A 12,526-nucleotide genomic window follows, 5' to 3' on the forward strand; every position below is an offset into this window, starting at 1 on the left:
CGAGCCGGCGCCGCCGGCGGTGCGCGACTTCGGCAACGGCCCCGAGCGGAACGAGGTCGCCGCCGGCACGACCGGCGAGGCGTCCGCCCTGCGCGGTGCCCCGGCCCAGGAGCGCCCGTACGGGTGGTCGCGCGACCGCGGCTACCCCAGGCGCACCCGGCTCCCGCTGCCGGAGGAGAACCCGGCCGACGCCTCGATCAAGCTGGGCCTGGTGCCGTACCACGGCATCGCGCCCAAGCTGAACGAGCTGCAGTGGCGCGGCGACCGGGTCAGCGCGGAGATCATCGGCGGCTCCGCCCAGGGCCGCGACCTCTACCTCGTCACCGTCACCGCGCCCGAGAGCGCCGCCCAGGCGCGCGAGCAGGCCCGCATCCGCGAGCGCATCGAGAACGACCCGGCCGCAGCCGCCCGGGACCGCAAGCTGGCCAGGACCTACAAGGCGCCGATCTTCATCAACGGCAACATCCACGGCAACGAGTGGGAGGGCGCCGACGCCGCCCTGCGCACCATCGAGCAGCTCGCCACCAGCACAGACCCGGCGGTCGCCGACCTGCTCAAGCGCACCCGCCTGTACTTCAACGTCACCGCCAACCCCGACGGCCGGGTGAACAACGCCCGCCAGAACGGCGCCGGGTTCGACCTCAACCGCGACTTCGTCACCGCCTCGCAGCCCGAGGTCAGGGCGATGCGCCAGATCATGATCGACACCCAGCCGGTGGCCATGCTCGACCTGCACGGGTACGTCAACGGCACGCTCATCGAGCCCACCACGCCGCCGCACGGCGCCAACTACGAGTACGACCTGTTCATCACCAACACCTACGCCAACGGCCTGGGCATGGAGGCCGCGGTCAACGGGCTCGGCTACACCCCGGCCAAGGATGGCGTGGAACCGGCGCAGATCCCGTTCCGCGACTCCGCCGAGGGCTGGGACGACTGGCCGCCGATCTTCACCCCGCAGTACGCGCCCTTCCACGGCGCGGTCGCCGCGCACACCGTGGAGATCCCGCTGCGGGTCAACGGCTCCGTCTACGACCAGACCCCGGCCGAGGAGTTGCGGCGCCGCTCGGCGATCAACACCGACGTGGCCGCCGCCGCGATCCGCGCGACCTACGGCTTCGTCCGGTCCCGCCACGACCGGCTGATCGCCGACCAGATCGAGGTCTTCAGGCGCGGCGCGGCCGGCGAGGCCGCCAAGCCCGTGCCGCTCGGCATCGTGCCCGGCTTCGGGCCCGAGGACGTCTACACCACCACCTTCCCCCGGGCCTACGTCATCCCCGCCGGCTCCGGGCAGAGCTCGGCCACGGCCGCGGCCCGCCTGGTGGACCACCTGATCGCGAACGACGTCCGGGTCGAGCGAGCGAAGAGCTCCTTCCACTCGGGCGGCCGGACGTATCCGGCCGGGTCGTACGTGGTGGACATGCGCCAGCCCAAGCGCGGCCTGGCCAACGTCATGCTGGAGCCCGGCGCGGACATCTCCCCTCGGGTGGATGCCATGTATGACATCTCGGGCTGGAGTCATGCCCTGCTCTGGGGCGCCACCGTGGAGCCGGTCTCCTCATTGCGCGCCAGCACCGTGCCCGTCAAGGCGGCCGCGCCGACCGGCTCGGTCCCGCGCACGCCGGGGCCGCTGGCGCTCAGGGTCGGGGACGCCAAGGAGGTCAGAGCGCTCAACGACCTGCTGGCCCAGGGGGTCGCGGTGACCTGGAACGGCGGCACCGCGATCGTCCCGGCCTCGGCCAGACAGGCCGCGAGGACCGTCGCAGAGCGTTACGGTGTCGCGTTCACCCCTGCGGGCGGCCACCCGGGCCCGTCGTCAGGCAGCTCAGCAGGCGCTCAGGCGGGCACCCCCGCGGGTCCTGCCGCCGGGACCCCGCTCGGGCAGGTGCGCATCGCCGCCGCGGCCTCGGCCGACGAGCTGTTCACGCTGCGCGAGCTGGGCTTCCCGGTCACGCCCGTCTCCACCGCCGCGCTCAACGCGGGCTTCGACTGGAGCGGCACCGACGTCCTGTACGTCTCCAGCGGCCTCAGCCACGCAGCGCTCAACCCGGCGGCCAGGACGGCGCTGGAGGCGTTCCTGGCCGGCGGCGGCGTGATCACCCGCGGCCAGACGGGCGCCCGCTTCAACGCCGACGCGGGCCTGCTCACCGCCACCACGGTGCCCGGCCGCGGTGACGCCAACGGCGTGGTCCGCACCGTCTCCTCCGGCGGGCCCGTGGGCGGCGGATCGCCGGCGCACTCGTTCGTCTACTCACCGCTCTGGTTCACCGGTCTCGGGCCCGAGGTCACGGTCGAGCAGTCGTACGCGGCCGACGGCCCCCTCGTGTCCGGCCACTGGCGGCCCGACGGGCAGGGGGCGGGCGGTCCGGACGCGGCCAGGGGCCAGGCGGCCGTGGTCAGCGGACGGGACGAGCGGGGCGCGGCCGTGGTGCTCTTCGGCACCGAGCCGATGTTCCGCAACCACCCCAAGGGCCTGTTCGCGCAGGTGGCCAGGGCGCTGTACTGGTCGAGCTCGGTCACGGGCGCCACGGTCACCACCCCGTGATCAGGCCCGTGATCAGGCCCGTGATCAGGCCCGTGATCAGAGTCTGCTAGATTCACACCTTCCGGCCGGACTTGATCCCGGCCGGAAGGTGTTTCCATGACCATTTTCCCAGCATCGGTGCGGCCCATGAGCGCCGCCGACCGTCCGGTGGCCGAACGACTGTGGCTCATGTTCCGCCACGACATGGCCGACTACCAGGGCGGCCTGCCCAGCCGTGACGCCACGTACCACAGCGACCGGCTGAACGCGGCGCTCGCGGACGACGACTGGGCCGCCTACCTGTTCACCAGCGGCGACCATCCCGTGGGCTTCGCGTTCGTCCGCGCGCTGTCCGGCCCGGCGCGCGTGCTGAACAGCTTCTTCGTGGTACGTGGCGCCCGCCGGTCCGGGATCGGCATGACGGCCGTACGGGACGTCATCTCCCGCCACCCCGGCCCCTGGGAGATCGCCTTCCAGGACGCCAACACGACGGCCGTCTCGTTCTGGCGCCGCGTGGCCACCGAGCTCGCCGGCCAGGCGTGGACCGAGGAACGCCGGCCCGTACCGCACCGGCCCGGCGTCCCCCCGGACGTCTGGATCTCCTTCACGGTCTGACGGCCTCAGCCCGCCCGGCCGGTCAGGCCGGGGCGTAGCCGGCCGGGCGGGTGGTGAAGGTGCCGCGGCCCTGGGTGCGACCGCGCAGCCGCGTGGCGTACCCGAACATCTCGGCCAGCGGCACCACCGCGGTGATCACCACCGTGCCGCCCCTGGCCGTGGAGCCCGAGACGCGGCCGCGCCGGGCCGGCAGGTCGCCCAGCACGCCGCCCGCCATGTCGTCGGGAACGGTCACCGTCACCTCCACCACCGGCTCCAGCAGCACCATCGCGCACGAGCGCAGCGCCTCGCGCAGCGCGAGCCGCCCGGCCGTGCGGAACGCCATCTCCGAGGAGTCCTTCACGTGCGTGGTCCCGTCGGTCAGCGTGACCCGCAGGCCGGTCACCGGATGACCGCCCAGCGGGCCGTCCGCCAGCGCGTCCCGGCAGCCGGCCTCGACCGCGCGCACGTACTCGCGCGGCACCCGCCCGCCGGTCACCGCGGAGGCGAACGCGAAGCCCTCCGCCAGCGGCTCGACGTCGATCACCACGTGCGCGAACTGCCCGGCGCCGCCGTCCTGCTTGACATGCCGGTACAGCAGCCCGGACACGCCGCGCCCGACCGTCTCCCGGTACGACACCTGCGGCCGGCCGGCGGAGACCTCCAGCCGGTGGTCACGGCGCAGCTTCTCCGCCGCCACCTCCAGGTGCAGCTCGCCCATCCCGGACAGCACGGTCTGCCCGGTCTCGGCGTCGGTCCGCACGGCCAGCGACGGATCCTCCTCCGCCAGCCGCGCCAGGGCCGCCGCGAGCCGGTCGGCGTCGGTGCTCCTGCGCGCCTCGATCGCCACGGACACCACCGGCTCGGTCGCGGCCGGCGGTTCCAGCAGCAGCGGCGAACCCGGCGCGCACAGGGTCGTCCCGGTGCGGGCCGCCTTCGGCCCGACCAGCGCGACGATGTCGCCGGCCACCGCCGGCTCCGTCTCGGCGTGCCGGTCGGCCTGCACCCGCAGGATCCGGCTGATCCGCTCCGTCCGGCCCGTGCCGGCGTCCAGCACCGTGTCCCCCTTCCGTAGCGTGCCCGAGTACAGGCGCACGTAGGTGAGCCGTCCGGTCGCGGTCGAGCTCACCTTGAACGCCAGCGCGGCCAGCGGCGCGTCCGGGTCGGCGGCCCGTTCCGCACCGTCCTGCCCGCGCACGGCCGGCACGTCGAGCGGCGAGGGCAGATACCGGACGACCGCGTCCAGCAGCGGCTCGATCCCCCGGTCGCGGTACGCCGCGCCACACAGCACGACCAGCCCCGCACCACTGCCGGTCAGGTCGCGCAACGCGGCACGCAACGTCGCCTCGGAAATCGCCGCCCCCGCATCCGTCGGTGCAGCGCAGAATTCCTCCAGCGCGGCCGGATGCAGCTCGGCGACCGCCTCCTCCAGCACCCGGCGCCGCCGCAGCGCCTCCTGGCGCAGGTCGTCGGGCACGGGGCCGGTCTGGCAGACGCCGTCGTGCCACACCAGGGCCCGCATGGCGAGCAGGTCCACGACGCCGGTGAAGCCGTCCTCGCGCCCGATCGGCAGCTGCACCACCAGCGGCGCGGGATGCAGCCGCCGCCGGATCGACTCGACGGCCGCGTCGAGGTCGGCTCCGGCCCGGTCCAGCTTGTTGACGAACGCGACGCGCGGCACCCCGTGCCGGTCGGCCCGCCGCCACACGGACTCGCTCTGCGGCTCGACCCCGGCGACGCCGTCGAACACCGCGATGGCGCCGTCGAGCACCCGCAGCGAGCGTTCGACCTCGTCGGAGAAGTCGACGTGGCCGGGAGTGTCGATCAGGTTGATCCGGTGCCCGTCCCAGTCGCAGCTCACCGCGGCGGCGAAGATGGTGATGCCGCGGTCGCGTTCCTGGGAGTCGAAGTCGGTGACGGTCGTGCCGTCGTGGACCTCGCCGCGCTTGTAGGTGGCGCCGGTGAGGTAGAGCATCCGTTCGGTGACGGTGGTCTTGCCGGCGTCCACGTGGGCGAGGATGCCGAGGTTACGGACGGTGGTCAGGGAGTTGAGCAGGTGAGCACGCACGGCCCTTGCCCCTTCCGGGACGTTGTCGTTCGAGGACGGCGCGATTGCCCCGGCGAAAGGAGATTCGTCAGGGCAGCAGCCGGCGGCGGCCGCGCAGCCGGCGCCGGGACCGCGAAGACACCAGGATCACCTCGAAACGCGACGGGGGGACGACGGCGGCGGTGTGGGCACGCATGGCCGGCTCCCTTCCTCGTCCCGTGATGGCGTCGATCAAGGAGTGTAGCGACGGCGCACGGCGGAGGGAATCAATTTTTCTCACCTGATAGGCGACGCTCTGCCACCGTCTGACCTCGGAATGTCGTCAGAGGGTCGCGCGACGATCGTGCGGTGATTTGTCGGGAAGTGTCCGAGACCCGTGTGCGTGCGGGCATCCGGGCCGCCACCGCTCCGGGGCGGGTCGAGAAGGTGTTTGATGCCGTCAGCAGAATGGTAGAGGCGTATTTAGCAGGGGATATGGAGATCGCCCCGCTATCGGGAGCCTTCAGAGAAGGCGTGATAGGCGGTCTCCGCGGTTGCTGAGACCGCCGGATCGGGGGAACCCAATGCGCAAGACCCTCACCGGGCTGGGCCTGGCGTTCTTCTTGACGCTAGCTCCGGCTGCTGTGGCGACGGCCGACTCGCCGGTCGCGCCCGTCGCGCAGAGCCAGGTGACACCCGCACCGCAGGACGACAGACGAGACGAAGGCGGCGGCAACGCCGGCCTGTGGGGCCTGCTGGGCCTGCTGGGTCTGCTGGGCTTCGCCGGTATGCGCAAGCAGCGCAGCCACGTAGGCACCGCGGAGCACATGGGGCACCGCACCCAGCGCCCGTGACATGCCCAGACCTCGGCCCCCGGCCGGGGTGACCTCCGATGTGGCACGGCCGGCGCCGCCCGGTCGTGCCGCTCGGTGAACGAACGCCCGCCGTCCCCCGTGACCGGGGCGTTCACCGGGAGACGACGTGGCCGACGCGGAAGAAGCCGTCGGGGTCGTAGGCCCGCTTGACCTCGCGCAGCCCCGCGTAGTCCGTCGCGGTGAAGGCGTGCGCCGTCCGCGCGGGGTCGGCCAGGAAGTTCAGGAACGTCCCGCCGTTCGCGTACGGCCGCAACTCCCCGGCCAGCCCCGGCACGACCGTGTCCACGATCGCCGACAGCCGCGTGGAACGGTGGCTGACCGGCCCGGCGTCCGGCCCGGGACGGCCCAGGGCGCCGCCCCAGTGGCGGATCTCCACCGTCTGGGCCCGCCCGGCGGCCCGCACCAGGACGTCGATCAGCGCGTCGGGGACGGTGTCGAACATGTCCATGTGCCGGTTCGGGGTCCCGCCCATGGCCGTGGCCGCGTACGTGGTGGTCCGCGTCTCGTCCAGCAGCGCCGGACCGGCCGCTCGCCACAGCGGCGCGAGCAGTTCACGGGCCTCGCGGGCCGGTCCGGCGTGCAGGACCTTGAGCAGTGCCACGTGCCTGCCGCGCACCGCCGCCGGCGTCCGCTCGTCGCCGGGCATGCGCTTGAGCACGACCGCGGTGCTGAGCCCGTCGGGGGCGTCGTCGATCCAGTCCCGGTACGCCGTCAGCAGTTCCGCCGCCGCCTCCACCGGGAAGTACGCGAACCCGGAGAACACCTCGGACACCGGGTACAGCCGGAACTCCAGCGCCGTCACGACGCCGAACCCGCCCCCGCCGCCGCGCAGCGCCCAGAACAGCTCGGGATGGCTGTCCGCGCTCGCCGTGACGTGCCGGCCGTCGGCGAGCAGCACCTCGGCCCGCACCACGCTGTCGGCGGCGAAGCCGTGCCTGCGCCCGAGCCAGCCCAGCCCGCCGCCGAGCGTGTAGCCGGTGACGCCCACGGACGGCGACGAGCCGGACAGCGGGGCCAGCCCGAACGGCGCGGCGGCGGCGATCACCTCGCCCCAGCGCGCGCCCGGCCCCACGCGGGCGATCCGGCGCGCGGGATCGACCAGGACCGAGGCCATCGGGGCGGTCTTGACCAGGATGCCGCCGTCGCAGGCGGTGTGCGTGCCGTGCCCGGTGGCCTGGACCGCGAACGGCACCCCGTGGGCCCGCGCGGCCAGCAGCGCCGCGCGCACGTCCGCGGCCCCGTACGCCTCGGCGACCAGCGCCGGGCGGGAGTCCACGGCCGGGTTGAGCGAGCGGCGCGCCTCGTCGTAGCCGGCGTCGCCGGGCAGGTGGACGGGGCCGGTGAAACCGGGCAGGCGGATCTCGTCCTGGATGGTGTACGGCTGGCTCATGTCTGCGGCCCTTCTCGTTCTCGGTGATCTGGGATCACTGTGCTGGAGGGCGCTTACGGCCACGTTCTGGTCCTCTTACCGCGGGCCTTAAGCGCCTGAAGGACTCCAGGATCATCCGGCGGGGGCCGCCGCCGAATCCGCCGGTCGTCGCCGCGGGGGATACGTCGCGGGGCGTAGGCGGAGAGGTCCGCGTACACCTTCATGGAGGTATAGGGAAGTAGCCGGAGCGGGTGGTGGGGACGACGTGGTGGCGTAGCGGGATCAGGTGACGGGATCGCGTGGTGCGGCGGCGGGATCAGGTGACGGGGACGATCTCCGCCACCGCCAGGACGCCGCGTTCGACGGTGAGCAGGCCGATGGTGCCGTGCGGCTGGCGGCGGCGGTCGGTGGGGGAGCCCGGGTTGAAGATCCGCAGGCCCTCGCCGGACTCGTCGAGCGGGATGTGCGAGTGCCCGAAGACCACCAGGTCCGCGTCCGGGAAGCGGCGGCGCATCCGGGCCAGCCGGCCCTGGGCCGCGCCGCTGTCGTGGATCATCCCGACGCGCAGCCCGTCCAGCGTCAGTTCCAGCGTCTCCGGCGCCACCACGTCGGGACCGTCGTTGTTGCCCTTGACGACGTGGACGGGGGCGTACGCGGCCAGCTCCTCCAGGACGGAGGGGACGCAGACGTCGCCCGCGTGCAGGATGGCGTCGGCACCCCGCAGGTGCCCGGCGACCCGGGGCGGGCACTCGCGCCAGCGTCTGGGCGCGTGCGTGTCGGACAGGGCGACCACCTTCACCCGCTCAGTCCTCCCCACTCGCCAGCGACTCACCCTCGCGAGCCAGCGACTCACCCCCGCGACTTGCCCCCGCGACTTGCCCCCGCGAGCTGGCCGCACGAACCGGCCGGATGAACCGGCCGGATGAACCGGCCGGATGAACCGGCCGGATGAACCGGCCGCATGAACCGGCCCCATGAACCGGCTGGGCTCGGTTACCGGCTCGCCTGGGTCGATCACGCCGGGTCGTACAGCTCCCGCAGCCACTCCCGCCACCGCACGCCCTGATCCTCCTCCAGACCGTCGAACAGCAGGTGGGAGGCGATCATGTTGCCGCCGAACCCCTGGAGGAAGCGGTAGATCGCGTCGCCGGCCCGCACCCCGACCGTCTGGGAGTTGCGGGAGAAGACGACCCCCTCGACCCCGTCGCCGGGCCCGAAGCGGATCCGGTCGCCGGGCGACGGCGGGCCGCCCAGAGCCGCGTTCAGCCGCTCCCACGCATGCGGCCAGTCCTTGACGGGCGGGCTGAACTCGGTGATCGGGGTCGCCACCCGCCCAGCGAAGTGGTTCAGGTATTCGACCAGCGTCGCGAAGTACATCTCCAGGCCCCTGGACATGGCCTCGAACTCGTCCTGCCAGTCGTCGCCCGGCAGGAATCCGCTGGTCACCATGCGGACGACCGTGCTGCCGTGCTCCCGGCCCTCGATCATGAACTCGTAGGCGACGAAACGGCCGTCCTCGCCCTTGTCGCTGCCGTGCGCCAGGCGGCTCGGCGGCTCGGCGTCGGTCACCGTGGACGGAGGCAGCTCGAACGGCCCGAACGCGGTGCGCACGACGCCATCCGCCACCTCGGTGCGCCCCATGAACCAGGAGTCGATGCCGGGGCCGGTCGAGATGGCCTCCCAGACCTCCTCCGGGCTCGCCCCGACCTCGGCCTCCTGGGGGAGTTCGAACCCGTGCCCCACGTCAGTGCTCCTTCACCGAGGGATGGACGGCCACGATCAGGCGATGATCACGCCCGCCCTCGGCACTCTCGTCGTGATATTTGCTGACAAGGGAGGTGACGCACTGCGCCAGCTCCTCCGCGAACGCCGCCCGGTCGGCCGCCGACGCGAAGCGCACCTCACCGTCGATCGCGAACGTGGCCACCCGCTTACGCGTCTTGGCGGCCCCCGTGATCAGCGTGCCGACATCCCGTACGAGCTGCGCGGCCAGCGCCAGCAGCCACCGCGCCGACAGCCGGTCGGAGAACCTGGCCGGATCGGGCTGCACGGAGGCCAGCGCGACGGGCGAGATCACGAAGGACGCGGCCGTCGCCTGCATCACCCGTTCGGTGACGTTGCCCTTCTTGCGCTCCTCGACCAGCTCCACCAGCCCGTGCCGCTCCAGCGTGCGCAGGTGGTAGTTGACCTTCTGCCTGGCCAGGCCCACCTTGGCGGCCAGCGAGGTCGCCGAGCCCGGCTCGACCAGCTCGGACAGCAGCTTCGAGCGCATGGGGTCGAGCGACGCCTCGGCCGCCGCCGGATCCTCGATCACCGCCACTTCATGCATGGATGAACGATGCCACCGAAAAAAATCATTGTCAAGAAGCCGGCGGGCAGCCGGCCGCCACGGGGCCGGCCTGCCGTGTGGGTGGGCGCTGGGTGGGTGGGCGCTGTGTGGGCCGCGCGTCGTGTGGGCCGGGTGTCGTGGGGGCCGGGTGTCGTGGGGACCACGGGCGGGTGCGAAGGTCTACCCTCGACACCGTGCGTACGCCCGATCCAGTCCCCGATCTGGCCGGCATCGCCGATCGCCTGGCCGCCGTCCCCGGAGTGGTGGCCGTCGTCCTGGGCGGCAGCCGGGCCCGCGGCACCCACCGGCCCGACTCCGACATCGACCTCGGCCTCTACTACCGCGGCAAGCTCGGCGTCGGCGAGCTGGGCGCGCTCGCCGCGAAGCTGACCGGCCAGGACACCGAGGTCACCGATCCCGGCGGCTGGGGCCCCTGGGTGGACGGGGGCGGCTGGCTCACCGTGGACGGATGGCGGGTGGACTGGATCTACCGCGACCTCGACCGCGTACGACGCGTCTGGGCCGACTGCCAGGCCGGCCGCTACGAGATCGGCTTCCAGGTCGGGCACCCGCTCGGCTTCTACTCCCACGCCTACGCCGGCGAGGTGTCCCTCTGCCAGGTGCTCGCCGACCCCGGCCGCGAACTCGCCGCCCTGCGCGAGGAGACGGCCCATTACCCTCCCGCACTACGCGAGGCCCTGATCGGAGGGCTGTGGGAGTGCGACTTCGCCCTGTCGGCCGCCCGGTACGGCGCCGCCGGCCGCGATCCGGCGTACGCGGCGGCGGCCCTGTTCCGGGCGATCGGCGTGGCCTGCCACGCGCTGCACGCGGCCGACGAGACCTGGCTGATCAACGAGAAGGGCATGATCGCCTCGGCCGACCGGCTCCCGTCGGCCCCGGAGGGCTTCGGCGAGCGGGCCCGCGCACTCCTGGCGACGGTGGGGGAGACCCCGGAGCAGATCGCCCACACCATCGACGCCGCCACCCACCTCATCACCGACGTCCGCACAGCCTGCGGCGCCTGACCGCTCAAGCCCGCACCCGAAACTTCCGTGGAGCGCACGTCGTACCGCCGGAACCGCGGCGGATCCGCGAGCGTTGTACTGGCGATGCCGGACGACCAACCGCCCCTGGCGGCGACCGAGCGGGCGGCGACCACGGGAGAGCACGCCCCTGCCGTGGTGTTCCTGCACGGCGTGGGCTGCGCCCGCGACCAGTTCGCCGCCCAGCTCGCGGGCCTCGATCGGCGGCTGCTGTTGCTCAGTCTGGATCTGCCCGGCCATGGCGAGTCACCACCGCTGCCCGGTGGCGAGTACGGGGTGGCGACGGTGGCCGCGGCGGTGGAGGACGACCTGGCCAGGCGGGGCTTGGGCGAGATCGTCCTGGTCGGGCACAGCGCGGGAGGCATCGCCGCCCTCCTGGTCGCCGCGACACGACCCGATCTCGTGCGTGGTGTCGTCGTCGTGGACTCCACCATCGCGCTCACGGAGCCGGAGCTCCGGGCAAACCGGGCACGTTCCACCGAATCGGACAACAGTGACTGGCGGCGCCACTTCATGGGCGCGATGGCCCAGGCGTGGGGCACGGGTGAGCACGGCCGGGCCGCGGTGTTCCGGACGTTGGAGCGCACGCCCGACCACGTCGCCAAGCCGTTCTGGCACAGCGTTCTGGCCTTCGAGCCGGAGCACCTGTGGCGCCGCGTCACGGTGCCCGCCCTGTACGTCAGGTCCCGGCGCGACACCGACCTGCGGCTGCTCCGGACGCTCAACCCGTTGATCTCGACAGCGGATCTGCGCTCGCGCTGCGGCGGGCACTGGCCGCACGTGCAGTGTCCTGACGCGGTCAACGAGGCACTGCACCAGTTCCTGACCCGGCTCGGACTTATCGGCGGATGAGGGGATGCCATCGTGGACGTGTCCGTGCTCATCAACATCGGAGCGGTGATCGTGTCGATCCTGGCTCTGGTCACCTCGGCGCTGCTGGCGCGTAACCAGTTCAAGGCGCAACGGCACGGCAACCACGTCGGCCCGCTCGTCGAACTGCTCAAGGAGTTCCGCTCGCTGGAGTTTCACCGCAACTACGCTTTCATCAGGAACGAGCTCCCGAAACTCTCCAGTGATCTGGGCATCTCCGGGCTGGACGAGGAGGTCCAGCGCAAGATCTACGACATCGGATACTTCTTCCAGCTTTACAGCATCCTCGCGCACCTGGACGTCATCGACCGGCAGTTCATCGGGTCCCTGCTGCGCAGGCGTTATGTCGAAGCCTGGGCCGCACTCGAACCGTTCGTGCGCAAGGAGCGAGAGCTGCAGGGGCTGCCCGACAGCTCGATACTCAACATCCTGGAGCATTTCGCGGTTGATCTGCGCGACCACCCGCCTACCGACATGCAGGTGGTATTGCGTCGCTGAACGCGATGCCGGAGGCGGGCGGCTTGACGCTCAGGCCGGCTGGTCGAGGGCGCGGGTGAATCGGATGGAGTCTTCCCGGTAGCCCGCGGCGGCGTGGAAGCGACGGCCGGTCGTGTTGCTCGCTGTCGTCTCCAGCGTCATTTGGGTCGGTCCACTCGGGCAGCCCGTCGCTCAGCCGGGCGACGCGGGCCATGACGGCCTGGCGATCTTCTAGGCGATCAGGAAACCAGACGGAGCCGGATCGGCCGGAGGCGAGCCGGCCCGGAGACCCATCGGCGGGAGTCGGATCAGTCGGCGGCGGCCCGATGACGGTCGACTCGCGTCCGGCGAGCACCGGGCGCTGCTCGCCGCCAACGGGGCGGGCAAGAGCACGCTGCTCGGCCTGCTGGGCGCCGGCA

General features: G+C 72.6%; 11 protein-coding genes. 6 read left to right on the forward strand and 5 right to left on the reverse strand.

Translation table 11 applies throughout. The annotated features are described in order from the left end of the window. Both ABFX54_RS45375 and ABFX54_RS45380 read left to right on the forward strand, forming a co-directional pair. Window positions 1-2,545 (forward strand): M14 family zinc carboxypeptidase (locus ABFX54_RS45375; protein ID WP_346113219.1); only part of this gene is annotated, 2,545 nt, incomplete at its 5' end. A gap of 96 nt (window positions 2,546-2,641) precedes the next feature. Then, window positions 2,642-3,139: a GNAT family N-acetyltransferase gene (locus ABFX54_RS45380; RefSeq protein ID WP_346113221.1), complete on the forward strand. Its 498-nt coding sequence runs from the start codon at window positions 2,642-2,644 to the stop codon at window positions 3,137-3,139. 22 nt (window positions 3,140-3,161) lie between these two features. Here ABFX54_RS45380 and fusA read toward each other — a convergent pair whose 3' ends face one another. Further along, window positions 3,162-5,186, reverse strand: a complete 2,025-nt coding sequence (gene fusA / locus ABFX54_RS45385) for an elongation factor G (protein WP_346113222.1) — start codon at window positions 5,184-5,186, stop codon at window positions 3,162-3,164. A 542-nt stretch (window positions 5,187-5,728) separates the two neighbouring features. Between fusA and ABFX54_RS45390 the strand changes: the two genes are divergently transcribed. Continuing rightward, complete coding sequence (locus ABFX54_RS45390; RefSeq protein WP_346113223.1) at window positions 5,729-5,998, forward strand: WGxxGxxG family protein; 270 nt, start codon at window positions 5,729-5,731, stop codon at window positions 5,996-5,998. Between the two features lie 112 nt (window positions 5,999-6,110). On the opposite strand, the gene ABFX54_RS45395 is transcribed toward ABFX54_RS45390, so the two are convergent. The 4 genes from ABFX54_RS45395 to ABFX54_RS45410 form a co-directional block, all read right to left on the reverse strand. Further along, window positions 6,111-7,409, reverse strand: coding sequence for an FAD-binding oxidoreductase (locus tag ABFX54_RS45395; RefSeq protein WP_346113224.1), 1,299 nt, complete (start codon window positions 7,407-7,409; stop codon window positions 6,111-6,113). A 295-nt stretch (window positions 7,410-7,704) separates the two neighbouring features. After that, window positions 7,705-8,187, reverse strand: a complete 483-nt coding sequence (locus tag ABFX54_RS45400) for a metallophosphoesterase family protein (protein WP_346113226.1) — start codon at window positions 8,185-8,187, stop codon at window positions 7,705-7,707. Between the two features lie 215 nt (window positions 8,188-8,402). Then, window positions 8,403-9,131, reverse strand: coding sequence for an SRPBCC family protein (locus tag ABFX54_RS45405; protein WP_346113227.1), 729 nt, complete (start codon window positions 9,129-9,131; stop codon window positions 8,403-8,405). Between the two features lies 1 nt (window position 9,132). Continuing rightward, window positions 9,133-9,717, reverse strand: a complete 585-nt coding sequence (locus ABFX54_RS45410) for an ArsR/SmtB family transcription factor (protein ID WP_346113228.1) — start codon at window positions 9,715-9,717, stop codon at window positions 9,133-9,135. A gap of 194 nt (window positions 9,718-9,911) precedes the next feature. Between ABFX54_RS45410 and ABFX54_RS45415 the strand changes: the two genes are divergently transcribed. The 3 genes from ABFX54_RS45415 to ABFX54_RS45425 all read left to right on the forward strand — a co-directional run bounded on the left by ABFX54_RS45415 (window position 9,912) and on the right by ABFX54_RS45425 (window position 12,128). Beyond that, window positions 9,912-10,742, forward strand: a complete 831-nt coding sequence (locus ABFX54_RS45415; protein WP_346113229.1) for a nucleotidyltransferase domain-containing protein — start codon at window positions 9,912-9,914, stop codon at window positions 10,740-10,742. Between the two features lie 84 nt (window positions 10,743-10,826). Continuing rightward, on the forward strand, window positions 10,827-11,612 hold the full coding sequence (locus ABFX54_RS45420; RefSeq protein ID WP_346113230.1) for an alpha/beta fold hydrolase: 786 nt from the start codon (window positions 10,827-10,829) through the stop codon (window positions 11,610-11,612). 12 nt (window positions 11,613-11,624) lie between these two features. Beyond that, window positions 11,625-12,128 carry a DUF4760 domain-containing protein gene (locus ABFX54_RS45425; protein WP_346113231.1) on the forward strand — a complete coding sequence of 168 codons (504 nt, stop codon included), beginning with the start codon at window positions 11,625-11,627 and terminating at the stop codon, window positions 12,126-12,128. Window positions 12,129-12,526 lie beyond the last annotated feature (398 nt).

This window comes from Nonomuraea maheshkhaliensis (assembly GCF_039529435.1).
Classification (GTDB): domain Bacteria; phylum Actinomycetota; class Actinomycetes; order Streptosporangiales; family Streptosporangiaceae; genus Nonomuraea; species Nonomuraea maheshkhaliensis.

Coding starts and splice junctions, on each gene's coding strand:
- ABFX54_RS45380 (WP_346113221.1), top strand. CDS start 2,642: ATGACCATTTTCCCAGCATCGGTGCGGCCCATGAGCGCCGCCGACCGT.
- ABFX54_RS45390 (WP_346113223.1), top strand. CDS start 5,729: ATGCGCAAGACCCTCACCGGGCTGGGCCTGGCGTTCTTCTTGACGCTA.
- ABFX54_RS45395 (WP_346113224.1), bottom strand. CDS start 7,409: ATGAGCCAGCCGTACACCATCCAGGACGAGATCCGCCTGCCCGGTTTC.
- ABFX54_RS45410 (WP_346113228.1), bottom strand. CDS start 9,717: ATGCATGAAGTGGCGGTGATCGAGGATCCGGCGGCGGCCGAGGCGTCG.
- ABFX54_RS45420 (WP_346113230.1), top strand. CDS start 10,827: ATGCCGGACGACCAACCGCCCCTGGCGGCGACCGAGCGGGCGGCGACC.